Origin of the sequence: Paenibacillus sp. FSL H8-0548 (assembly GCF_038630985.1) — a bacterium.
Taxonomy (GTDB): Bacteria; Bacillota; Bacilli; order Paenibacillales; family Paenibacillaceae; genus Pristimantibacillus.
In genome coordinates, this window is sequence record NZ_CP152049.1 from 3466091 (window position 1) to 3490013 (window position 23923).

General features: G+C 42.6%; 28 protein-coding genes. All 28 read left to right on the forward strand.

Annotated elements, in window-relative coordinates; genetic code table 11:
- Positions 1 to 4 precede the first annotated feature (4 nt).
- The 28 genes from fliJ (at position 5) to MHI37_RS14705 (ending at position 23914) form a co-directional block, all read left to right on the forward strand.
- Complete coding sequence (gene fliJ / locus MHI37_RS14570) at positions 5 to 451, forward strand: flagellar export protein FliJ (protein ID WP_076336100.1); 447 nt, start codon at positions 5 to 7, stop codon at positions 449 to 451.
- Positions 452 to 488: 37 nt separating this feature from the next.
- The gene (locus MHI37_RS14575) at positions 489 to 1394 is read left to right on the forward strand and encodes an MgtE protein (RefSeq protein ID WP_076336099.1); all 906 of its coding nucleotides are present in this window, start codon (positions 489 to 491) and stop codon (positions 1392 to 1394) included.
- A 33-nt stretch (positions 1395 to 1427) separates the two neighbouring features.
- Positions 1428 to 2786, forward strand: a complete 1359-nt coding sequence (locus MHI37_RS14580; RefSeq protein ID WP_076336098.1) for a flagellar hook-length control protein FliK — start codon at positions 1428 to 1430, stop codon at positions 2784 to 2786.
- A 41-nt stretch (positions 2787 to 2827) separates the two neighbouring features.
- Positions 2828 to 3334, forward strand: coding sequence for a flagellar hook capping FlgD N-terminal domain-containing protein (locus tag MHI37_RS14585; protein WP_076336097.1), 507 nt, complete (start codon positions 2828 to 2830; stop codon positions 3332 to 3334).
- Positions 3334 to 3711, forward strand: a complete 378-nt coding sequence (locus MHI37_RS14590; RefSeq protein WP_076336096.1) for a TIGR02530 family flagellar biosynthesis protein — start codon at positions 3334 to 3336, stop codon at positions 3709 to 3711. The genes MHI37_RS14585 and MHI37_RS14590 overlap by 1 nt, the downstream gene beginning before the upstream one ends.
- Positions 3712 to 3825: 114 nt before the next feature.
- Positions 3826 to 4644: a flagellar basal body rod protein FlgG gene (flgG, locus tag MHI37_RS14595; RefSeq protein WP_076336095.1), complete on the forward strand. Its 819-nt coding sequence runs from the start codon at positions 3826 to 3828 to the stop codon at positions 4642 to 4644.
- Between the two features lie 56 nt (positions 4645 to 4700).
- Entirely contained in the window at positions 4701 to 4928 is a 228-nt protein-coding gene (locus MHI37_RS14600) for a flagellar FlbD family protein (RefSeq protein WP_076336094.1), read from the forward strand.
- Positions 4925 to 5389 (forward strand): flagellar basal body-associated FliL family protein, encoded by a 465-nt coding sequence (locus MHI37_RS14605; RefSeq protein WP_076336093.1) that lies wholly within the window; start codon positions 4925 to 4927, stop codon positions 5387 to 5389. Before MHI37_RS14600 ends, MHI37_RS14605 begins: the two co-directional genes overlap by 4 nt.
- Before the next feature lie 37 nt (positions 5390 to 5426).
- The gene (fliM, locus tag MHI37_RS14610) at positions 5427 to 6428 is read left to right on the forward strand and encodes a flagellar motor switch protein FliM (RefSeq protein WP_076336092.1); all 1002 of its coding nucleotides are present in this window, start codon (positions 5427 to 5429) and stop codon (positions 6426 to 6428) included.
- Complete coding sequence (gene fliY / locus MHI37_RS14615) at positions 6418 to 7650, forward strand: flagellar motor switch phosphatase FliY (protein WP_076336091.1); 1233 nt, start codon at positions 6418 to 6420, stop codon at positions 7648 to 7650. Before fliM ends, fliY begins: the two co-directional genes overlap by 11 nt.
- A gap of 21 nt (positions 7651 to 7671) precedes the next feature.
- Entirely contained in the window at positions 7672 to 8034 is a 363-nt protein-coding gene (locus MHI37_RS14620) for a response regulator (RefSeq protein ID WP_028611027.1), read from the forward strand.
- Positions 8035 to 8090: 56 nt separating this feature from the next.
- A complete protein-coding gene (locus MHI37_RS14625; protein ID WP_179090171.1) occupies positions 8091 to 8690 on the forward strand; it encodes a flagellar biosynthetic protein FliO in 600 nt (199 codons plus the stop codon).
- A 37-nt stretch (positions 8691 to 8727) separates the two neighbouring features.
- Entirely contained in the window at positions 8728 to 9435 is a 708-nt protein-coding gene (fliP, locus tag MHI37_RS14630) for a flagellar type III secretion system pore protein FliP (protein WP_256710341.1), read from the forward strand.
- A 21-nt stretch (positions 9436 to 9456) separates the two neighbouring features.
- Positions 9457 to 9726, forward strand: a complete 270-nt coding sequence (gene fliQ, locus MHI37_RS14635) for a flagellar biosynthesis protein FliQ (RefSeq protein ID WP_076336089.1) — start codon at positions 9457 to 9459, stop codon at positions 9724 to 9726.
- Between the two features lie 11 nt (positions 9727 to 9737).
- Positions 9738 to 10535, forward strand: a complete 798-nt coding sequence (fliR, locus tag MHI37_RS14640) for a flagellar biosynthetic protein FliR (RefSeq protein ID WP_076336088.1) — start codon at positions 9738 to 9740, stop codon at positions 10533 to 10535.
- Positions 10536 to 10547: 12 nt separating this feature from the next.
- The gene (gene flhB / locus MHI37_RS14645) at positions 10548 to 11645 is read left to right on the forward strand and encodes a flagellar biosynthesis protein FlhB (RefSeq protein ID WP_076336087.1); all 1098 of its coding nucleotides are present in this window, start codon (positions 10548 to 10550) and stop codon (positions 11643 to 11645) included.
- A 22-nt stretch (positions 11646 to 11667) separates the two neighbouring features.
- Positions 11668 to 13698, forward strand: coding sequence for a flagellar biosynthesis protein FlhA (gene flhA, locus MHI37_RS14650; protein ID WP_076336086.1), 2031 nt, complete (start codon positions 11668 to 11670; stop codon positions 13696 to 13698).
- A complete protein-coding gene (flhF, locus tag MHI37_RS14655) occupies positions 13695 to 14915 on the forward strand; it encodes a flagellar biosynthesis protein FlhF (protein ID WP_076336085.1) in 1221 nt (406 codons plus the stop codon). Before flhA ends, flhF begins: the two co-directional genes overlap by 4 nt.
- On the forward strand, positions 14912 to 15781 hold the full coding sequence (locus MHI37_RS14660; RefSeq protein ID WP_076336084.1) for a MinD/ParA family protein: 870 nt from the start codon (positions 14912 to 14914) through the stop codon (positions 15779 to 15781). The genes flhF and MHI37_RS14660 overlap by 4 nt, the downstream gene beginning before the upstream one ends.
- Before the next feature lie 26 nt (positions 15782 to 15807).
- Complete coding sequence (locus MHI37_RS14665; protein WP_076336083.1) at positions 15808 to 17166, forward strand: chemotaxis response regulator protein-glutamate methylesterase; 1359 nt, start codon at positions 15808 to 15810, stop codon at positions 17164 to 17166.
- 44 nt (positions 17167 to 17210) lie between these two features.
- Positions 17211 to 19307 carry a chemotaxis protein CheA gene (locus tag MHI37_RS14670; protein WP_076336082.1) on the forward strand — a complete coding sequence of 699 codons (2097 nt, stop codon included), beginning with the start codon at positions 17211 to 17213 and terminating at the stop codon, positions 19305 to 19307.
- Positions 19308 to 19320: 13 nt separating this feature from the next.
- The gene (locus MHI37_RS14675) at positions 19321 to 19782 is read left to right on the forward strand and encodes a chemotaxis protein CheW (RefSeq protein ID WP_076336081.1); all 462 of its coding nucleotides are present in this window, start codon (positions 19321 to 19323) and stop codon (positions 19780 to 19782) included.
- Positions 19783 to 19784: 2 nt separating this feature from the next.
- A complete protein-coding gene (locus tag MHI37_RS14680) occupies positions 19785 to 20405 on the forward strand; it encodes a chemotaxis protein CheC (RefSeq protein ID WP_076336080.1) in 621 nt (206 codons plus the stop codon).
- The gene (locus tag MHI37_RS14685) at positions 20402 to 20896 is read left to right on the forward strand and encodes a chemotaxis protein CheD (RefSeq protein WP_076336079.1); all 495 of its coding nucleotides are present in this window, start codon (positions 20402 to 20404) and stop codon (positions 20894 to 20896) included. The genes MHI37_RS14680 and MHI37_RS14685 overlap by 4 nt, the downstream gene beginning before the upstream one ends.
- A 1-nt stretch (position 20897) precedes the next feature.
- The gene (locus MHI37_RS14690; protein ID WP_076336078.1) at positions 20898 to 21338 is read left to right on the forward strand and encodes a hypothetical protein; all 441 of its coding nucleotides are present in this window, start codon (positions 20898 to 20900) and stop codon (positions 21336 to 21338) included.
- A gap of 4 nt (positions 21339 to 21342) precedes the next feature.
- Positions 21343 to 22128 carry a FliA/WhiG family RNA polymerase sigma factor gene (locus MHI37_RS14695; protein WP_076336077.1) on the forward strand — a complete coding sequence of 262 codons (786 nt, stop codon included), beginning with the start codon at positions 21343 to 21345 and terminating at the stop codon, positions 22126 to 22128.
- Positions 22129 to 22142: 14 nt separating this feature from the next.
- On the forward strand, positions 22143 to 23549 hold the full coding sequence (locus MHI37_RS14700; RefSeq protein WP_076336076.1) for a FapA family protein: 1407 nt from the start codon (positions 22143 to 22145) through the stop codon (positions 23547 to 23549).
- 38 nt (positions 23550 to 23587) lie between these two features.
- Complete coding sequence (locus MHI37_RS14705; RefSeq protein ID WP_076336075.1) at positions 23588 to 23914, forward strand: hypothetical protein; 327 nt, start codon at positions 23588 to 23590, stop codon at positions 23912 to 23914.
- Positions 23915 to 23923: the final 9 nt, after the last annotated feature.

The following is a 23923-nucleotide window of genomic DNA, read 5'->3' on the forward strand; positions in this document are numbered from 1 at the left end:
ATAGATGTCATCGTTTCGTTATTCGTTTCAAAGGGTTGTCGATTTGAAGTCTAGTGAAAAGACACAGGCAGAGTGGATTCTATCATCCGCAATTGGGGCATTGACTGAAGAGGAGATCTCATTGGAACAATTGCAGTTAAAGAAGCGAGATTGGGAAGAAAAGCTGATATCTGCCGCAAGTACAGCTGTTCCATTGTCAGAGCTTCAAATTATTCAGCAATATTTAGATTATTTAGTTACTTGTATTGCAAGCAAAATGAAAGATGTGTTGCGCGCGCAAAAGGCGGTTGACCAAAGCAGGCTTAAGCTCTCAGACAAAATGAAGGATGAGAAAGTGTGGCTTAAAGCAAAAGATCATGCGCGAGACCGGTTCCAGTATGCTTTGCAAATCAAAGAGCAGAACGAGCTGGATGAGCTGGCAAGCGTCCGTTTCATGATATCAACCCCATAAAGTAATGTGTGATGCCAGCTAGAGGGAGTGAACGGAATTGGCGGGTACCGATAATGAAAAACAAGGCTATAGTACATTGGAACGAATTATGTTCTTGATGACGCCGATATTATTCGCAATTGTACTACTCGGTGTATTATATACCTTGTTTAATATGGATTTTCGCAATAAAATGCTTGAAGCTGGCAATTCAATCCCATTCATAAGAGACGTACTTCCTGAACCAAAGGTTGCAGATGGTGAATTAAATGATGAAGGATTAAGAACGGCTACTATGTCATCCAAAATTGCAGATCTACAAGCGCAGTTAAGTGCAATTGAATCTGAGCTTGCCGCTGCAAATCAAACGAAATCGACGCTTGAGCAAGAAATAAAGGATTTACAAAACGATAATACTCAGCTCAAGAGTGTAAATGATGAGGAACTGCTAGAGGACGAGCAATATCAAGAAAAAATTCAAGAGCTTGCAACGATGTTTTCCAAAATAACACCAAGCAAAGCGGCTCCAATATTGCAAAGCATGACTTTAGAAGAAATGGTTCTCGTATTCTCGAATATGAAAAATGAGGATAGAGTCAGAATTATGGAGAAGATGAATCCACAGATCGCTGCTAACGCTGCGATGATGCTAAAGGACAATGTGAAGGCTAAGGACATGCAAATCGCGGCTTTGCAAGCCAAGCTGCTTGCTCAGAAGTCGACAGAAACAAAGACTGCGTCATCTGTTCTTGACCAAGAGCAGTTAAGCGCTACTTTCTCGGCTATGAATGCTTCAAGCGCTGCCGAGTTGCTAGTTAAAATGATTGATGTGAGCCCAAGCAAGGTGCTTCGCATACTTAACTCGGTTGGTGATCAAACCCGATCATCGATTTTAGCGGAAATGTCTAAAATCAATGATAAGGCGACAGCGCAGCTTGTAGCGAAATTAATGTCTGGCAGCTAGTGATCTTGTACAAAGGTGAAGGGAGGTGAAAAAATGGAAATGGCAGTCTCACAAGCAGCAGCACCTCAAGCACAAACGACAGCAACCGGACAATTGGCTAAAAATACAGGCGGAGCAGTGTTCCAACAAACATTAGTTCAGCAAATTAATGGCACTAACACAAGTCCGACAGATAGTGCTCAAAATAAACAATTATTTGCTAATGTTGTTACGGAAGCCGCTGCTGTAACAGTAAATGTTGCAGATTCGGCTACTTTGACTGATTTAATGTCCATTGTTGACGGTTTGCTAGAGAAGCTGAGTGTTGCCAGCGATGAAGGGGACGCTTCACCAGTTGAAGATGAGCAGCAGCTAGATCAGCTTGCGGCCGCTCTTGATCAAATGAGCGCTTTGCTTGCATTGCTTGGCATTCCAGTGCCTGTAATTCAACCGGCACCGATAGCAATAGCTTCGGAGGAGGGCAGCGTTTCGATTCTTCAATTGAATACACAAGCAACGAGTTTAAAGTCTAATTTGCAGGATACGCTGCTTCAAGTGCAAGCGATGCTCCAGCAAGGTACGTCAAAGCTTATTGGGCAGCAAGATCCAACTGTATTGATTGCAAAGCAGCTCCAGGAGTTAACAGCGATTTTGGAAAGCGAACCGGTGGATAGCAGTAAGAAGCAAACGAAATCGGAAGCTGTTTCACAACAACTGTTCACTGCAAAACCGATATCACAGGCTGATGTCAGTGTGCTGCTGCAGCGTCTATCACAGCAAGCGGCACATCCAGCAGTATTGTCAGCAGCAATTCAAAACCTGGAGCAAGCAGTTGAAGCAGATGCTTCACCGCTTGAAGTTATTTCACAGGTGCAGCTTGGAAATAGTCAAGCTGAAACACCGCGTGGAATTACACCTCTTACCGTAAATTCAGCGCCGGCAACATCATTCGTAGTCGCTGATGAGTTTGCTAAATCAATGACAGGAATGATCGTGCAAAAATTCGATATTTCGACTTTAAACGGCGTTTCAGAAGCAAAGCTTATGCTTTTCCCTGAGCATCTAGGTCAAGTCGATGTGCGCATTACGATGCAGAATGGCTTGCTGACAGCAATCTTCCAAACCGATACGGCTATGGCGAAGGATATGCTGGATAATCAAATGGCTCAGCTCAGAGCTGCATTGCAGGCACAAGGCCTCATGGTCGATAAGCTGGAGGTATCTCAAGGGCAATCAGCTGCGCAGCTCTTTCAACAACAGCAAGGGCAAGGAAGCAACCAGCAGCAAGCATCCAAGCGCCAATCTGGCAATGGAGAAGATAACGTGGGCGAATCTCAATTTGAAACGGATATGGTTGAGCAAGCGTCAATTCAAGGCCTTGGGTTTGGCAGGGGATTAAACGTAAAAGCTTAGAGGTTCTATTCTATCTCTTGTAAGAATGGAGGTGATCGGATATGGCAAATAGCATATCGACTCGCGCAGTTTGGCCTAACTACAATACAGCCAATGTTCAAGCAGCAGCCAATAAAAAGACAGATACTTTAGGCAAAGATCAGTTTCTGAGCATTCTAGTGACACAATTGCGAAATCAGGATCCCATGCAGCCGCTTCAAGATAAAGATTTCATAGCACAAATGGCGCAATTTACATCTGTAGAGCAGCTTATGAATATGGCTTCAGAGATTACATTAATGCGTCAGAGCATAGGCTCAGCATCCAGTCTAATCGGAAAAACAATTCAGTGGAATGAATATAATGATGCAGGCAGCGTTGTACCTGTAAACGGAGTAGTTGATTCCATTATTTCGAAGGAAGGCATTCTATATGCTGCAGTAGGCGCAACTGAGGTTGCACTTGATTATGTGACTTCAATTTCGGAAACGAAAACGGACACGAATCCTTCATCGAATGATGACACGACTTCTGAATCAGCAGATGCTGCGGAGGGGGCTGAGAGCTAGTGAATAATGGAGTGAAAATCGGTCATATTTTCCCGGTTAAATCCACACCACTGCAGTCTACCCAAGCGGCAGCCAGTCGTTCAGTGCAACCAACGGAATTTCAAAACTTACTTGATTCAAAGGTGCTTAAGTTTAGTCACCATGCTGAAGTAAGGATGCAGCAAAGAGGCATTAAATTACAGCCGGAATCATTGACAAAAATCATTAATGCCGTAGAAGACGCAGCATCTAAGGGTGCTCAGGACTCCCTAATTGTATTTCGTGATATTGCTATGATTGTGAACGTCCCTAGTCGTACCGTTGTTACAGCAATGGATGGTGGACAAATGAGAAGCAATGTATTTACCCAAATAGATAGTGCTATTATTTTAAATTAAGGCTGGACCTATCAGGAAGCCTAAAGCTGTGGACCGATTGAAGCAGCTTTTGATAGTGCATTGATTTATGTTAAGTGGATCGACAAATCAATATTTCAGGAGGAATAACGAATAATGCTAAGATCAATGTATTCGGGCGTATCCGGTATGCGCGGCTTCCAAACAAAGCTTGACGTCATCGGCAACAACATCGCGAATGTCAATACAGTTGGTTTTAAATCAGGACGTGTGATGTTTAAAGACATTTTAAGCCAGACGGTGGCAGGTGTGACTGCGCCAGAGGAAGGCGCTCGTGGCGGCGTGAATGCGAAGCAGGTTGGTCTTGGGGTATCTATCGGTTCTATCGACACGGTACATACAGCTGGCAGTGCCATGACTACTAACCAAGCTACAGATCTTCGAATTGATGGCGATGGATTTTTTGTCGTAAGAGCAAGTGATGATTCAGAAATGCTTTTAACACGTGCTGGCAACTTTACGCTTGATGCTAATCGACAGCTTGTTACTAGCGATGGTTATTTTGTTCTAAGCGTCGACCAAGAGCCGATCGTGCTTGATGAAGCGATTACTGCATTTTCAATTGGTCAGGACGGTACAATTATTGGAGTAACAGCTGATGGCACTGAAGCTATTGCGCAGCTTGGTATTGCAAAGGTAGTAAATCCTAGCGGACTAGAGAAGCTGGGCGGCAATATGTACCGTGTAACGGCCAACGCTAACCCTGACGCCTCAATTGAGGACTTCATGACCTTCGCAGGTGATGCAGAGCTTGGTACAGGGGCTATTATTGCGGGCCAGCTTGAAATGTCCAATGTGGACTTAACGGCTGAATTTACAGAAATGATCGTTGCACAGCGTGGTTTCCAGGCGAATTCACGTATTATTACGACTTCTGATGAAATTTTACAAGAGGTTGTAAATTTGAAACGATAGGTAAGTTATAACGAGTGGGAGGCGCTAAGCCTCCCCAAGGTGTGAGGGGGCAGCTGATGATCACCGTAACGCGCTTAAATGGAACAAAAGTAACCATTAATGCGATTTTGATTGAATTAATTGAAGAGTCTGCTGATACAGTTATTACGCTCACGACAGGTAAAAAGCTGGTCGTTAAAGAAAAGACAGCGGAGCTTCTGCTGCTTAATCAGCAATTCCTGAAAACTATTGGGCTTATTGCAGCAGCTCAAAAGAGTGAGCAATTGGAGGATACCTCATCATGAAAAAAATGCTTCCATGGTTAATAACGATATTATTGTCTATTACATTAATTGCTATTGTTGCAATTATATTGTTCAAGTCATTTTTTGCAGATCCAAATGAGCTGGCTACAGAGACAAAAACCATTGAGGTCAAAGCATTGTCAGCGGATCAACGAGTGGCTGTTACTTCCGAATTGAAGGAATTTAGAAGAAACCTGAAGGAACAAGAGTATTTTGTAGTATTAAGCTTTGCTTTCCAGCTAGACAGCAAGAAAGCCAAAGAAGAGTTCGATAAGATAATGGAAATTGAGATTAGGCCTGTCATAAATCGTACGATAGCCGATATGACTGCAGAGGAGTTGCAAGGCTCGCAGGGTGAGGATGCTCTGGAATCGAAGCTGCTGAATCTATTAATTCCAGTCGTTTCAAAAGGCAAATTGATCAAAGTAGAAATCACAAACTTTATGATTACTCAAATTTAACTGACTAAGCCGACATTCCTCGAAGGAGGTGAGATATTTGGTTGATGTTTTATCGCAAAATGAGATTGATGCGCTACTAGCAGCCTTGGATTCCGGTGAAATGGATGCAGAGGATTTAAAAAAGGAAGAAACGGTACGAAAGGTCAGCTTGTATGATTTTAAACGCGCCGTACGTTTTTCAAAGGATCATATTAGAAGTTTAACCCGGATACATGAAAATTTCGCGCGATATTTGACAACCTATTTCTCAGCGCAACTACGCACCTTTGTTCAAATTAATGTTGTGCAGGTTGAGCAATTGCCTTACGACGAATTTATTCGCTCCATTCCAAAGATGACCATTTTAAATATCTTTGAGGCGGAGCCGCTGGAAGGCCGTATGGTGCTTGAGGTTCATCCCAACGTAGCTTACGCTATGCTTGATCGGATGTTAGGCGGTCAAGGCATCGCGCCATCCAAAATTAATAATTTAACTGAGATTGAAACGATTATTATGGAACGTATTTTTAGTCGAACGTTTGAAAGCTTACAAGAAGCTTGGAAAACAATAATTGACATTTCGCCAAGGTTGGAAGCTTTGGAGACGAATCCGCAATTTATGCAAATCGTCTCTCCGAATGAGACGATAGCGCTCATTTCCTTTAGCACAAAAATTGGCGATACGACAGGGATGATAAATCTTTGTATCCCGCATGTTGTTATTGAACCGATTATGTCAAGACTTTCCGTTCATCATTGGTTTGTTTCGCAGAAGAAAGCCCGTGCACCGGAAGAGGTTGAAATTTTGGAGCAGCGAGTTAATAAAGCAAAACTTCCAATTGTAGCTGAGTTAGGTGAATCAACGATTTCTATTAGTGAGTTCTTAGGACTAAATGTAGGAGATGTTATTTCACTTAAAAAATCAGTTACGGATGGCCTGAAAATTAAAGTTGGAGACAAGCTTAAGTTCATTGGCAGTCCTGGCTCCGTCAAGGATCGATTGGCTGTACAAATAGACGAGATTGTCAGTGAAGGAGAGGAAGAAGATCATGACGAGTAAGGACTATTTGTCCCAAGAGGAAATTGATGCATTGCTTCGACAATCCTCCAATGAAATGGAACCGGAGCAGTCCTCTGATGTTGGAAAACAACTTTCAGACTTCTTAACCGAAATGGAACAATCTGCTCTGGGCGAAATTGGGAATATAACCTTTGGCAGTGCTGCTACAGCGTTATCAACGCTGCTTGGCAAGAAGGTTGATATTACAACGCCTCAGGTAACCATTGTAAGAAAAGACGAGCTAGCAGATATATTTCCTAAGCCGCATGTTGCCGTTAGCGTACAATACGTGGATGGATTTCAAGGCATCAACTCTCTTGTTATCAAGACGAAGGATGCTCAAATCATTGCTGATTTAATGCTTGGGGGTGAAGGTACTAATATTACGGTTGAAGATCTGAATGAGATTCATATTAGTGCTGTTCAAGAAGCGATGAATCAAATGATGGGGTCTTCCGCGACGTCTATGTCAACGATTTTCAACAGATTTGTCAATATATCGCCGCCAGGCATCGATATTTTAGATGTGAATAACGGCAATGGAATGGAGCATTTGCCGCCAGTTGATCTGTTTATCAAAATATCATTTCGACTGACGATCGGTGATTTGATTGATTCAACAATTATGCAGCTGCTCCCAATCCCTTTTGCAAAACAAATGGTAGATATATTAATGGGAACAGTGGATGAGCAGCCTATTGCCACCCCTGCACCGGCTCCAGTTGCAGCGCCACCAGCACCGGTACAACAAGCGGCGGCAATGCAGGAGACAGCGGCTGCATATATGGCACCGCCGTCTCAAGGAATGCCGCCTACACAGTATCAAACACCTGCAGCTGGCTACGACATGCCAATGCAACCGCCTGGACCACATACATATGGACATGCAGCGAATCGGAATGTTAATGTACAGCCAGTACAATTTGCCAATTTCGGCAATGCTCCTTTTATTCAACAAGAAGAGACAAACCTTAATTTACTTCTCGACATACCGCTTAAGGTCACTGTAGAATTAGGGAGAACCCAAAAGCAAATAAAGGATATTTTAGAGCTGTCGCAAGGTTCGATTATTGAGCTGGACAAGCTAGCAGGCGAGCCAGTTGACATCCTTGTAAACAATAAACTGATTGCTAAAGGCGAAGTTGTTGTTATTGATGAAAACTTTGGTGTTCGCGTAACGGATATCGTAAGCCAATGGGACCGAATTCAAAAATTACAATAGCATCCTAGGAGGATAAAAAAGATGGCAAACCGCATTCTTATCGTAGACGACGCAGCATTCATGCGCATGATGATTCGAGACATTTTATCAAAGAACGGCTACGAAGTCGTCGGTGAAGCCCAAGATGGCGCCCAAGCAGTAGAGAAATACAAGGAATTAAAACCAGACTTAACGACAATGGATATTACAATGCCTGAAATGGATGGCATATCGGCTCTTAAAGAAATTAAAAAGCTGGATGGCAACGCAAAAGTTATTATGTGTTCAGCGATGGGTCAGCAAGCAATGGTTATTGATGCGATTCAAGCAGGCGCAAAGGATTTCATCGTTAAGCCGTTCCAAGCAGATCGCGTTATTGAAGCGATCAAGAAAACTCTCGGATAACGGTTAGACTTATGTTTAACATAGCTTCGCGCATTTCAATGGTGTCTGCTCTTGGGATGGCGATTTGGCCTCGTATTGCGGCTGCTGCTGCATTAGACGGCAGCAGCGCAAACAATGATGGACAGTTTACGTTTACTAGAAATAGCAATTTAGCGGGAAGCTTAATCTGGGTCATCATCTCTCTTGCCATCGTTATTGTATTGATTATTTTAGTTATTAAATTTCTGTCTCAGCGCAGCCAAAGGTGGGGAACGAATCGTTCACTTCGTTCACTCGGCGGTCTTGCGCTAGGACAAAACAATTCACTTCAGGTTATTGAGATTGCTGGCAGGATTTACATTGTAGGTATTGGTGAAAATATTACCCTCATTGACAAAATTGAGGACCCTGAACAAGTGCATGCCATCATTGCTGTATTAGAGAGGCAGCATGAGACAGCTTGGTCCAAAGATCATTTATCTCAATTGTTGGTAAAGCTGAAAAACCGAAATGGAAAATCCGAGCCTGAGCCGTCAAATGAACAGTGGAATAAGACGGATTCATTTCAGCAACTGTTACATAACAAGCTCAGTGAGCAAGCAGAGCGAAAGCAACAACTAGAAGATTTATTGTATGACTCTAAATCAAATGAACGGTTGATGGATGATGAAAAATAAGTGGTGGCTATCAATCGTAGCTGTATTGCTGCTCGGAATGTTTATCAATAATCAAGCATTTGCGGAGCCGTTGCCCGATATTTCGATAAACATAGGGGACGGCAGCAGTGATACGCCTGACACTAGTGCGCTATCCATACTTCTATTAATAACAGTACTAAGTGTCGCTCCAGCCATTTTGGTGCTCATGACAAGCTTTACTAGAATTGTTATCGTTCTTGGATTTGTAAGAACATCACTTGGTACTCAGCAAATGCCGCCAAATCAGGTGTTGATTGGACTTGCGATGTTTCTGACCTTCTTCATTATGGCACCGACATTCTCACAAGTGAACGAGGTAGCGTTGCAGCCATATCTGAAGGGTGATATTTCACAAACTGAGGCTTTTCAAGAGGCAACAGTGCCTATGAAGAAGTTTATGTTCTCTCATACTCGGGAGAAGGATTTAATGCTTTTCATGAATTACACCAAAACAGAAAAACCAGAGACGGTTGAAGACATTCCAATTACAGTTTTAATACCTGCGTATGCGATTAGCGAGCTCAAAACAGCGTTTCAAATGGGTTTTATGATCTTCATACCTTTTCTTGTCATCGATATGATTGTTGCGAGCACATTGATGGCGATGGGGATGATGATGTTGCCTCCGGTAATGATTTCGTTGCCATTTAAGCTGCTGCTGTTCGTATTGGTGGATGGATGGTATTTGATCGTAAAATCATTGTTATTAAGCTTCAACACGTGATTCTAGCAGGGGGGACGCTCGATGAGTACTGATTTCATTATCGGATTGGCCGGTGAGGCTGTATTCGTAGTTTTGAAAGCCAGTGCACCAATGCTCGTTCTTGCTTTGGTCGTAGGTTTACTTGTCAGCATATTTCAGGCTACAACACAGATTCAGGAGCAGACGCTTGCATTTGTCCCGAAAATTGTAGCTGTTTTTGTATCGATCGTCATATTTGGACCATGGATTCTTAATACGGTTATCGACTTCACTTATAATCTGCTGAACAATCTTCATAATTACATCGGTTAGGTTGTGGGTGAATGAACGCGATCGTACAAGGCTTTCCTATTTTTTTGTTAATCTTTTGTCGAATAACAGCGTTTTTCGTCGTAGCGCCAGTGTTCTCGTCTCGCGGCGTACCGAATGTGTTCAAAATTGGACTAGGTTTTTTCATTTCCCTTTTCGTTTTTTTAACCTATGGGATGCAGCAAACCATCGTACCCGATGCAGAGTATGTGCTGGTCTTGTTTCGCGAAATATTGATCGGCGTCCTTATGGGGTATGTAGTTTACTTGTTTTTCACTGTTGTGCAAACAGCAGGTGCATTTATGGACTTGCAGGTTGGTTTTGCAATGGCGAACATCGTAGATCCACATACGGGCACATCAGCCCCGCTGCTCGGTAATTTCAAATATATGATGCTCATCGTAGTATTTCTAATGATGAACGGACATCATTTTTTATTAACAGCGCTTATGGACAGCTATAAATGGATGCCGCTATCCAATGAATTGTTTAGTCGGATGATGAGCGGAGGAATAACTGATTTTTTGACAAGGGCTGTAGGCAATACGTTCTTGCTCGCTTTGCAAATAGCGGCACCGCTTGTTGTAGCCATGTTTTTGACGGATGTTGGATTAGGTTTCTTAACGAAAACAGCACCGCAATTTAACGTGTTTGTCATTGGGATTCCTCTTAAATTAATTATAGGAATGGTTTTGCTTACTTTGTTAATGCCAAGTCTTGCTGGTTTGTTCGAAAGATTGTTATCCATTATGTTCGACTCTTTGGAGCAGTTATTCGGAATTGTGCAAGGACCGCCGCCTGGAGGGCAATAGGAGGATGCGCTCGTGCGAAATTACCGGCTAAAGCTTGATCTTCAGCTGTTCAGTCAGGAAAAGACAGAACAAGCTACTCCGAAGAAAAAGGATGAAGCTAGAAAAAAAGGTCAAATCGCCAGGTCCTCTGATTTGCCTGGTTCATTTATATTACTATTTGTTTTTATGGGTTTTATCATGTTAGGCGGATATTATAAACAGCATGTTATGGCATTGTTTAATAACCTATTTGAAAACTGGCTGTTGATGGAATTGACGACTGAGAATGTGATGTCGCTTTTCAATAAAGTTTTAATCGAGCTGCTCTTAATACTGCTGCCGACCTTTGCAATAACGATCCTTATTGGCATTCTCGGTAATGTAGTGCAGTTTGGATTTTTGCTGACAGGCGATCCTCTGAAAATGAAAATTAGCAAGCTGAACCCTATTAAAGGATTTAAGCAGATTTTTTCAGCTAAAACATTAGTAGAATTTTTAAAGAGTGTATTGAAACTCCTAATTATAGGAGTTCTCGTTTATTCAACGATATCGAGTCAGTGGGAGCGTATCTTAGTGCTCGCCAGCTTGCCAGTTCAGCAGATCTTTAGTTTTACTGCTGGAATGACCATACAATTGGGAATCAAGATTGGAGCGGTGCTAACTGCACTCGCGCTAGCGGATTATTTCTATCAGCGTTACGAACATAGTAAGAGCTTGAGGATGTCCAAGCAAGATATCAAGGATGAATACAAAAAGTCCGAGGGTGACCCGCTAATTAAAGGTAAGATTCGTGAGCGCCAGCGCAGAATGGCCTTACAGCGTATGATGCAAGAGGTTCCTAAAGCAGATGTCATCATTACTAACCCTACACACTTTGCTATTGCATTGAAATATGATGCAACAAAAATGGAAGCGCCAAGGATTATTGCCAAAGGCATGGATCATGTCGCGCTTCGCATTAGAGAAATAGCGAAAGAAAATGGTGTAATAACGATGGAAAATAAACCACTGGCCAGAGCGCTTTACGAACGTGCGGAAATTGGGGATGTCATTCCCCCAGACTTGTTCCAAGCTGTGGCTGAGGTTCTTGCATATGTTTATAAGTTAAAAGGTCATGTGAAATCATCATAACACTACGGGAGGCGGCGGCGTCATGAAAGCAAAAGACTTAGTAGTACTTTTTGGCGTAATTGGTATTGTGCTCATGATGATAATTCCGATCCCAGTCCTACTACTAGATATACTCATTATTTTAAATATTTCTATCGCCTTGATGATTTTGTTGATCGCTATGAATACGAGAGAAGCGTTAGATTTCTCCATATTCCCAGCCATTCTATTGATTACTACCCTATTTAGACTAGCGCTAAATGTCTCCACTACAAGAAATATACTATCTCATGCAGAAGCAGGCGAGGTAGTTGCTACATTTGGTAGCTGGGTTGGCGGCGGTCAAATCGCGATCGGTTTTATCGTCTTTCTCATTCTCGTTGTTGTCCAATTTATCGTCATCACCAAAGGTTCTGAGCGTGTGGCAGAGGTAGCTGCAAGATTTACGCTTGATGCGATGCCTGGTAAACAAATGAGTATTGATGCGGATCTCAATGCCGGCATGATTAATGAACAGCAGGCGAAAGAGCGCCGTTCCAAAATCGCAAGGGAAGCTGACTTTTACGGTGCTATGGATGGTGCCAGTAAATTCGTGAAGGGCGATGCCATCGCATCGATTATTATTCTCGTTATAAATCTCGTAGGCGGTTTCATTATCGGGATGGCTATACATGATTTAAGCTTCGGTGAATCCTTGTCTACCTTCTCCATCCTGACCATCGGTGATGGTCTCGTAAGTCAAATACCAGCGCTGCTCATCTCTACTGCAGCAGGCTTAATTGTAACAAGAGCGGCATCAGAAGGTAACTTGGCTGAGGATATGACCGCACAGCTCTTCAAATATCCGAAATTATTATTTATTGCAGCTGGTACGATAGGTTTGCTTGGTTTAACTCCTATCGGTATCTTCAGAACCTGGCCTTTTGCTATTATGCTTGCATACGGAGGCTGGTATATGCAGAAACAGGTTCACAAGCAGCAAGAGCAAGATGATATGCTCGTCGAAGAGCAGCAGATTGAAGAGGTTCGAAGTCCAGAGAGTGTAATTAGTTTGCTGCAAGTAGATCCTATCGAGTTTGAATTCGGTTATGGTTTAATACCACTTGCGGATACGCAGCAGGGTGGGGATTTGCTTGATCGGATTATTATGATTCGAAGGCAATGTGCTTTGGAGCTGGGGCTCGTTGTACCGGTCATTCGAATTCGCGATAATATTCAATTAAAACCAAATGAGTATGTCATTAAGATTAAGGGAAATACAGTGGCTCGCGGGGATTTGCTGCTTAATCATTATTTAGCGATGAGTCCAGGCTTTGAAGATGATTCCGTAGTCGGGATTGAAACGACAGAGCCAGCCTTTGGTTTGCCTGCCATTTGGATTGATGAGCAAATGAAGGAACGAGCGGAGCTATCGGGCTATACAGTTGTCGATCCTCCATCTGTAGTCGCAACGCATCTAACTGAAATCGTTAAGCGTCATGCACATGAGCTGATTGGTCGTCAAGAAACGAAGCAGCTTGTTGAAAATGTAAAAGAATCTTACCCAGCGTTAATTGATGAGTTGATTCCTTCTATTCTTGCCATTGGAGATGTACAGAAGGTATTATCCAAGCTCCTTCGTGAAAAAGTTTCTATTCGTGATCTTGTAACGATCTTTGAGGCATTAGCGGATCACGGAAATTATACGAAAGACCCTGATATATTAACGGAATATGTTCGTCAGTCTTTATCAAGACAAATTACACAGCAGTTTTCATCTGCAGGGGATACATTACGTGTCATAACTGTTGGTCCGCAGCTTGAAAAGAAAATTGCAGAGTCGGTTCAGCAGTCAGATCAAGGTACATATATTGCGCTCGATCCAGTTTCAACACAACAAATTTATCAGAAGCTGAATGAACATGTTAATCGTCAAATCCAGGCTGGCCAACAGCCCGTTGTTCTTGCTTCTCCAACGATTCGAATGTACTTAAGACAAATTGTAGAGAGAACAATGCAGGATGTTCCAGTACTTTCATACAGCGAGCTTGAACCGAATGTTGAAGTCCAAAGCGTTGGGGTGGTGAACCTATGAGAGTAAAACGTTATATTGTGAATGCACTGCCCGAGGCGGTATCTATGATTCGCTCAGAGCTTGGGAAAGACGCTGTAATTTTGAATACAAAGGAAATTAAGGTTGGCGGCTTTATGGGGATGTTCCGCAAGAAAAAAGTGGAAGTTATAGCAGCCATCGAGTCGAATCAGGTGAATGCTCCACCTGTTCAGCAACAGCGTGTTCAGAGTCCAGAAGTGGATGCGGTTGTGGAGCAAATCTTGCAGACAGCACAGCGCAAAACCCCGTCAGCAGCAGCTACTGCAGTGATGGAGCCGATTATTGCTCAACCAGTAAGTGGAAGTCCTACAAAAATGGAACGTGAACAGTTTATCATTGATGAAATTAGAGATTTACGGGAGTACATGATCAAGCTCTCAAAGCAGCAAAGCAGCAATTCAGCAATGTCAGTCCATTTGATTCAGCTCCAAGAGCATCTGTCCGAGCAGGAAATGGACGTGCTATGGATTGAACGGTTACTGCAAGCCATTATAGATAAGCAAGTTGAAGAACGCAGCGAGTACAACAAAGAACAGGTTTGGGAGCATGCTGGCGAACAGCTTGAAGCATGGCTTCGACCATATGAAGGAAGCGGTATTAGCAGCAGTGCAAGGGTTGTTCATTTTGTTGGACCAACTGGTGTTGGCAAGACAACTACGATAGCTAAGCTGGCGGCAGAGCAAACCATTAAAAAAGGACGCAAGGTCGGATTTATTACTTCTGATACTTATCGAATCGCAGCGGTTGACCAGTTAAGAACGTACGCCAACATTTTGAATGTACCGATAGAGGTCGTTTTTTCTCAAATGGATTTGCCTAGAGCCATGAAGCAGCTTGCAGAGAGAGATTTAATTTATATGGATACTGCTGGTCGGAATTTTAGAAGCGAGCTGCATGTTTCAGAGGTGAATAGCTTACTTCAATCATCTGAGCCAAGCGAGACCATACTGGTTCTTAGTATGACGGGAAAAACACGCGATATGGCCGCAGTGGCAGAGCAGTTTTGTAAATACGGCGTTCAAAAAGTATTGTTTACGAAGCTCGATGAGACGTCGGTTTACGGGGCTATTTTCAATTTGATCATGAATTTCGAATTATTGCCTACTTATTTGGCCAGCGGGCAGACGGTGCCAGATGATATTGAAAAATTTCAAGTTGACACCTATATACAAAAGCTTCTTAGGGGTAACGGATCATGATGGATCAGGCTGAAGCACTGCGTAATTTAGTGAAGCAACAAGAACTTCACGAGGAAGGTCGAACGACACGTGTCGTGACGGTAACTAGCGGCAAAGGGGGCGTTGGCAAATCAAATTTCAGCTTAAATTTTGCTTTGTCGCTACAACGGTTAGGTAAAAAGGTTCTTGTATTCGATGCAGATATAGGAATGGCCAATATCGATGTACTTATGGGGGTTTCCTCCACCTATAATTTATATCATCTTCTCAAGCAGGAAAAAACGATATGGGAAATCGTCCAAGAAGGACCGGAAGGGATTAATTTTATAGCTGGAGGTTCTGGATTTCGTGATTTGATGGATTTATCTGCGGAGCAGCTTGATCTTTTTACAGAAGAAATAAGTAAGCTGCATGGCAAATATGACATCATTTTGTTTGATACAGGAGCAGGTCTATCTAAAGAAACGGTTAAGTTCATTACTGCTGCACAGGAAACGATCGTAGTGACTACACCCGAGCCAACATCCATTACAGATGCTTATGCATTAATTAAGATGGTTAAAGGTATGGACTTGGATGTTCAATTTAAACTGGTAGTTAATCGTGCAACTGATTATCGGGAAGGCAAGCAAACTGCCGATAAGATCAGTTTGGTAACCGAGCGATTTCTGCAATCGAATTTACCGCATCTAGGTATTTTACCAGATGATCCCAACGTCTCTAAAGCGGTTAAACGCCAAATACCGTTTACTGTTGCTTATCCTGGAACTGAAGCCTCTGTCGCAATTGATCGAATCGCACGGTACTTTTTAGAAATATCACAGCAACCGGTAAGCAATAGTGGTATCAAAGGATTTTTGCATAAAATGTTTAGACTCTCAAGATAATCCTTTGAAAGTGAGGAGGAAATAGCATGGCTCCTTATCGTGTACTTGTTGTTGATGATTCCGGGTTTATGAGGAAAATTATAAGTGATTTAATTGTTCAAGATCCGCAATTTATAATTGTAGCAACAGCTGCAAATGGACAAGAAGCGATTGATGCTGTTCATAAATGGAAACCGGATGCGGTTACATTGGATTTAGAGATGCCGTTAATGAACGGAATAGAAGCGTTGCAAACAATTATGAGAGAATATCCGACACCAGTTATTATGCTTTCGGGTATTAGTGAAGATAACACAAGAGAGACCATTAAGGCACTTCAGTTTGGTGCTTTTGACTTTATTAGAAAGCCATCAAGTGCGATATCCAATGATATTCATCAGGTTGGCGATTTTTTACTAGAAAAACTTCGAATAGCTGTTCTAATAAAGAGCTATCAGCCCATTATTTCTATTCATGAAAAAGAAAAATCGACAGCTATTGACGTCGCTCCATTCATGGAGGATGAGTCTTCTGCGAAGCAAAAGCTTTTGCCTCGAGAAGAACCGTTGTTAACAAAGCCGCGGGCATCTATTAAGGATTACAGCAAATTGGCTTTGCCAAAAGAAGAGCGCAAATCATCAGAGCAAGCAGCACCGGTCTTGCCAAAAAAAGCAATTTTGAAAAAAACAATGGAAACACCGCTAAACGAGTTAAAAGCTTTAGAAATTGTTCGGAAGACAGTTTCTAAGAAACCACCAAATCTTTCTAGGTCTATTGATCTGGATACGCCTGCAGCTCGAAATACAAAAGCAAATATTCCGGCAGCTGCTTTTCAACATATTGTAGCAATAGGCACATCTACAGGGGGCCCAAGAGCATTGCATGCAGTTATTACTGCTTTGCCAGCAGATTTTCCAGCTCCTGTCCTTATCGTTCAGCATATGCCGCCAAAATTTACAAAGTCTCTGGCCCAGCGGCTGGATAGCTTTAGCGAGCTGCGTGTCGTTGAAGCCGAGCAAGGCGAGAGAGTTTCTGCCGGAGTCGTCTATATTGCTCCTGGCGGGTATCATATGGAGCTTGCCAAGGATGTTAATGGCTTTTCAATCTTGCTGACAGAGCAGCCGCAGCGTAATGGACATCGTCCATCTGTCGACGTATTGTTCGAATCTATGATCGCTTATCGAGAACTAGAGCGACATGCTGTCATTATGACTGGCATGGGCAGCGATGGTGCAAAAGGCATTAAGCTTCTTGTTGAGAGCGGCATTAAAACAGCAATTGCTGAAGCTGAGGAAACTTGTGTTGTATATGGCATGCCTAGATCAGCAGTTGAAACGGGATGTATTAATAAAGTATTGCCGCTGCAGCATATAGCGTCTGGGCTCGTGCAAGCAGTGATGAAATAAATAGGCTTGAAGTGCTTAACCATACTAACAGGAGGTGCTAGGAAATGGATATGAATGCCTACTTATCGATGTTTATCGATGAATCTAATGATCACCTGCAATCCTTAAATGAAAACTTACTTCGGCTGGAAGGCGAACCTCAGGAGCTCAGTATCGTACAAGATATATTTCGTTCCGCTCATACGCTGAAGGGGATGTCAGCTACTATGGGCTTCGAGGACTTGGCTGCGTTAACGCATGAAATGGAAAATGTTCTCGATCTCGTTCGCAATAGCAAGCTTAAGATGGACAGCTTTATTTTTGATACGCTGTTCAAAGGGCTTGATGCCCTAGAGGCTATGGTCCAGGATATTGTGGGCGGTGGAACAGGTAAAGCGGATGTTACTTCTATCGTAGCGTCGTTGCAAGAGATATTGAAAAGCGATTATAATGCTGACAAAACATTGGTGGCTCCAACGGTAGCCGCAAAAGCTGCCGGAGATTCAAATGGTACGATATCGAGTGCACTGCTGCTCGATGAATTTCAATCTTCGATATTGCTTCAATCGCTAGAGGCCGGTCATAATGTGTTTCACATCCAAATCAGTATTCGCGAAAATTGTATGCTAAAAGCAGTACGTGCCTATATGGTATTCGATTTGCTTGAGCGGAGCGGTGAGGTAATAAAGTCAGATCCTTCCGTACAGGATATCGAACAAGAAAAATTCGATTTTACTTTTACTGTGTTTACAATATGTCGCCTGACACAGGAAGAGCTTCAAACGCAGCTTCTTAACATTTCAGAAATTGAGTCCGCTGCTGTAACTCTATTAGATGCAGAATCGTTATCAGTGTTAAGTCACTCTACCGTTGCTGCAACCGCAGAGGCAGTAGTGCTCGTTGAACCAGAAGCTGTTTCTGCAACAGCAGTATCGAAAGATGATGCTTCAACACCAAATTCTGCTCCAAGTAAGGCAGCTGCTTCGGCAGCACAAGTTACTCCTGCTAGTGCATCGAGAACGATACGAGTCGATATTGAGAGATTAGATGCGTTGATGAATCTATTCAGCGAATTGCTTATCGATCGTGTAAGACTTGAGCAGCTCTCTAGTGAGATTAAACGAAATGATTTAACGGAGACGGTTGAGCATATGACGCGTGTAAGCTCAGACCTTCAAAGTATTGTACTCAAGCTTCGAATGGTTCCTGTAGATTCCGTATTCAATCGCTTCCCTCGAATGATTAGAGATATTGCTAAGTCACTCAATAAAAAGATTGATTTAGTCATTACTGGGGCAGACACAGAGCTTGATCGTACCGTTATTGATGAAATTGGTGATCCGCTTGTACATTTGCTTCGCAACTCAGCAGACCACGGAATTGAAACGCAGGAAGAGCGTATTGCTGCTGGCAAGTCTGAAACGGGAACCATTCACTTGCGTGCCTTCCATAGCGGAAATCATGTTTTCATTGAGGTAGAAGAGGATGGCCGAGGCATTGATCATGCGCGTGTTCTAAAAACAGCACTGAAAAATGGTGTGGTTACTGAGGAGCAAGCTAAGCTGCTCTCGCATGATGAGATCAATATGTTGATTTTTGCGGCTGGCTTTAGCACTGCGGATAAAATTTCTGATATTTCAGGACGTGGCGTAGGGCTTGATGTCGTTCGCTCCAAAATTACATCTTTAGGCGGCAATGTTACGATAGATTCTGTCTTTGGAAGAGGAACGAAGTTTTCGGTTCAATTGCCGCTGACGCTCTCTATTATTTCTGCGATGCTGATTAAGCTAGGCTCTGAGAAATACGCAATTCCGTTAACCTCGATCGTTGAAACTGCTATCATCCGTAAAGAGCAAATATTACAGGTACATGGAAACAAAATGATTGAATTCAGAAACGTCATTATTCCACTCGTATCCTTGAGCAAAGTGCTTGATTCTCCAGACTATGACGAAAATGATGAGCAAGAAACGGAAATCGTAGTCGTTCGCAAAGGTGAGAAGTGGGCTGCAGTCATGGTGGACGAGTTTATCGGCCAAAGCGAAATCGTACTAAAAACATTAGGGAAATATCTGACTAATGTAGAAGCTATTTCTGGTGCTACGATTCTTGGAGACGGTTATGTTGCTTTGATTATTGATCCGAACGCATTAATCAAATAGGGAGGTTTTTTCAATGGGAGAAGAATTAAAGGTTATTGTGTTCGCGCTCGGCAATGAAGAGTATGGGATTGAAGTAGACAAGGTGCGTACGATTGAGAGATTATCACCGATCACTCGTGTCCCGAAAACAGCTGCATTTATTAAAGGTGTTATTAATTTGCGCGGCATAGTCGTACCTGTAATTGATTTGCGTGGTCGATTTAATCTAACGGAAACGACGCCAACTGAAAATTCTAGAATCATTGTTGTTGCCGTAGCTGACATCGAAGTAGGGTTTATCGTAGATTCCGCTAATGATGTCATCGATATTGATACCGATACGATTGATTTGCCACCTGAAATTGTTGGAGGCATTAAAGCGAAATATTTGAGAGGCATTGCAAAGCTTGGTGAAGGTCGACTTCTCATCATGCTGAATTTGTCAGAAGTATTAAACAAAAGCGAAATTATTCAAATAGAGCAGCTTGAGGTTTAACTGTGAGTCTCTATAGCAGCTTTGAAGCATTTGAACTTGATGTACTGAAAGAAGTCGGCAATATTGGAGCTGGAAACGCAGCTACAGCATTATCTCGCTTGTTAAATAAACCGGTTGATATGGCCGTACCAAAGGTCAGCTTAGTCCCATTTGAAGAGATAGCCGAGCGTGTCGGCGGTTCCGAACAAATTGTCATTGCAGTGTTTCTTCGAGTAGAAGGGGAAGCGCCTGGAAATATGTTTTTCATCATCGAAGAGGGTTCTGCTAGACGGATTTTACAACAGCTGCTCTCTATTAATATAGAAGTGCAAGAAGGCTATACGGAAATGGAATTATCAGCGCTTTGCGAAATTGGCAACATTTTGGCAGGCTCCTATTTATCGTCTTTAGCTGATTTCACTCATTTAACGATGGCCCCATCTGTTCCAGCTATTGCAGTAGATATGGCAGGCGCAATTTTAAGCTATGGTCTTATGCAATACGGTGAGATGGGAGACTCGGCCCTGCTTATTGAAACGACATTTCTAGAGGATTGTCAATCACTCGAAGGACATTTTTTCCTCATTCCAGACCCAGAGTCGTTTGAAAAAATATTTAGGGCTTTGGGAGTCGTTAGCGAATGATACAACAAAACTTGGTCAAAGTAGGCATGGCAGATTTAAATATCGCAGCAGATGGAGCTGTACTTAAAACGACTGGCTTAGGGTCTTGTGTTGGACTAACATTGTATGACCCTGTACGAAAAATAGCCGGTATGGCTCATGTGATGCTGCCTTCTTCAGAAATTGCCCGTGAGACCAAATTAAACCTTGCGAAGTATGCAGACACTGCCATTCCCGAGCTGCTTGATCGAATGATAGCGGCCGGGGCTTACGTTGAACGAATGAAAGCGAAAATGGCAGGTGGTGCACAAATGTTTGCCATGTCTAGTCATACGGATTCTTTGAGAATTGGCCCTCGCAACGTAGATTCATGTGTAGAAATGCTGCGGAGGTTTGAAATACCCATTATCTCTCAGGATACGGGCGGCAACTTTGGCCGAACGATTGAGTTTAATAGTGTTACAGGTATATTGTCTATTAGAAGTGTACAGTTTGGAACAAAGGAGATTTGATATGTTAGGAACATGGCGATGGAATGTCGTATTTGGAACATTAGGCACCGTGCTGACGGTAGCTTTCTCAATCGGTAACAATCCGATTACAGTTATGCTGCTAAGAAGTATGTATGCTTTCATCGCTTTTTTTGTTCTTGCTTATGGAGTAAGGCTGATATTAGCATACATTCTTCAACCTCCTTCCTTAGTAGGAGTGCTTCCCGAAGAGGAAGAAGGAAAAGGTAGTCAGCTTGATCTACAGACACCCGATGAGGCAGTAGAAATTAACAATCTGTTGAAATCGCAATTGCAGGAGGGTTCAACTGGGCCGTCAGCTTCTGCTGTACAAAGCAATGAACAAAACGATTTTCGACCGTTAAGTCCTCCTCAACTGTTATCCGCAAAAAATAAACAACCTGAGGAATTGGTTAAAGCCATTCGTCACCTGACAGGAGAGTGAGTCGATGATTGAGCAAAAGACCCCTCATCTGACAAACTTGCAGATGTGGCAAGCCTGGAGAGAACAAGGCGATTTGGAAGCGAAGAAGAAGCTTATTGAACAATATTTACCGCTTGTTGATTATGTTACGAATCGGATGGCGATTGGACTTCCTAAAAATGTAATCAAGGATGATCTTGCCAGCAATGGTGTTATGGGTCTTATTGATGCAATAGAAAAATTCGATTATGGCCGTGGCTTGCAATTTGAAACGTATGCTTCATGGCGAATTAGAGGGTCCATAATCGATGGGCTGCGGCAGGGAGATTGGGTACCTCGTTCCGTTAGAGAAAAAGCGAAAAAGGTTGAAGAGGCTTACCAGTATTTAGAGCAGCAATATTTGCGCTCGGTCACTGATGCAGAAATTAGTCAATATCTTGAGGTGTCCGAGAAAGAATTTATAAATATGCTTCAAGATATTGCAGTAACTACCGTTTGTTCTTTAGAAGACCCGATTCGAGAAGAGGAATCGGAGACTAGACTGTCCCTATTAGTTGATGATAAAGCTAAAAATCCGGACTATAAGGTACATGAGTTTTATTTGAAGGAATCATTGGTTAAAGGAATAGATCAGCTTACGGCGAAAGAACGTACAGTAGTTTCTTTGTTTTATTACGAGGAATTATCATTAAGTGAAATTGCTGAAGTAATGTCACTCTCACCTTCTAGAATATCACAGCTTCATTCGAAAGCTATTTTACGCCTAAGAGGAGCTTTGGCTAAACATAAAGATCAACTTATGGAGCATTAGAGAGGGGGGTTAAGGTGGATAATCTACAATTAGAATCATACCTAAGCATCCAGACATCTGCGGATAAGCAGACTGCCTATTTGAAATTCAACCGAATTACAGATGAATTTGAAAGTAATGGGGACGAGCTAGAACGATTCTTGCGGAGCAAAGGAATCGTTTTTGGCTTGCGTTCTGAAGTCCTTCATCAGATTGCAACGAATCCTCTCGCATATTGCAAAGAGCAAACCTTGGTTGCTAAAGGGCAACTACCTATACCAGGCAATGATGGTTATATTAAGCTTGTATACGATATGGATAGAAAAAACAGCGCTCCTGCGGAGCTTGAAGATGGAAAAGTTGATTATAAAGACGTAGTACAGTTAAAAAATGTGAAGCGCGGTCAATTAATTGCTGAACGTTTTGAACCTCAGGCGGGTCCTTCAGGCAGAACCGTAACGGGTGAAGAAGTGCCATCTAAGCTCGGCAAGCACGTTAGGTTCAAAGTAGGCAAAAATGTGGTGCTCAATGACACTCAAACGGCAATGTATTCGGCAATTGATGGCTTGATCTCTCTAACGGAAAAAGAAAAAATTAATGTTTTTCCAGTTTATGAGGTGAACGGAGATGTTGATTACAGCGTTGGCAATATTGATTTTGTAGGTACGGTAGTGATTAGGGGCAATGTATTGAGTGGTTTTCGAATTAAGGCTTCCGGCGATATTCGTGTCGTTGGCGGTGTTGAAGGCGCTGAATTAGAGTCGGATGGCTCCATCGAGATTACAGGCGGTATTTTGGCAGGCAACAAGGGTTATGTCAAGGCTTCTAGAAATGTAAAGTGTAGCTTTATTCAGGATGGCAATGTCATAGCCGGTGAGGACGTAATCGTCTCACAAAGCATTATGCATTCCCATGTGAGAGCCGAGAAAAATGTAATCTGCTCCGGTACCAAAGGATTAATTGTCGGAGGTCTGATACAGGCGGGTGATCTAGTGCATGCACGTATTATCGGAAATTCGATGTCAACCGCTACGACTATCGAGGTTGGGGTTAAACCAGAAGACCGTGCTTTACTGCTTGAACTCAGGGCGTCACTTAAGCAATTCATGCAAAATCTTGATAAGACAGATAAAGCGCTCGTTATACTCGATCAAATGGCTGCAGCAGGTCAGCTGACACCAGATAAGCTTGCTTTACGTATAAAGCTGACAGCTTCAAAACGCCAAATGACCAGTGAGAATGAGCAAACGAAAAGCAGCATTCTTGAAATTGAAAAAACGTTAGAGGACACCGATCGTTCAAAAATAGAAATTAGTAATACGGTGTTCGGCGGAACAAAAATTGTAATTGGAAGATACACGAAGTTTATTAAGGATTCCTCACAGCGTATTACCTTTCAATATTCTGACGGAGATATTGTCGCGTTTCCCTATACTAAATAAATATGGTTAAGATCATTTGCGCAAAGGGGTGAGCTGTTATGACATTCAAGTCCATCGATTTGCAGATGTCAATACCACGCACGCAAGAATTCAGCGGTATGCATGGACAAGCTATTCATAAACCTGTTGCTGATCAGAATAAATTGGCTGAGCAAGCGAGCAAGCAAACGGAGCTCTTGCGTGGGAAAAATGCTGCTGTTGAACAATCAAGCGGTATCCAGATTCGAAATGAGCAAGATGGACAGCAAGAACAGCCTCATCAGAAGTCAAGACGTACGAAAGAAGAATCGGAGGGGCTCGAAAGTGAGAAGGATCTGCCTCCGACTCATCCCTATAAAGGTCATAAGTTTGATATTAAACTATAAGCTTATGGG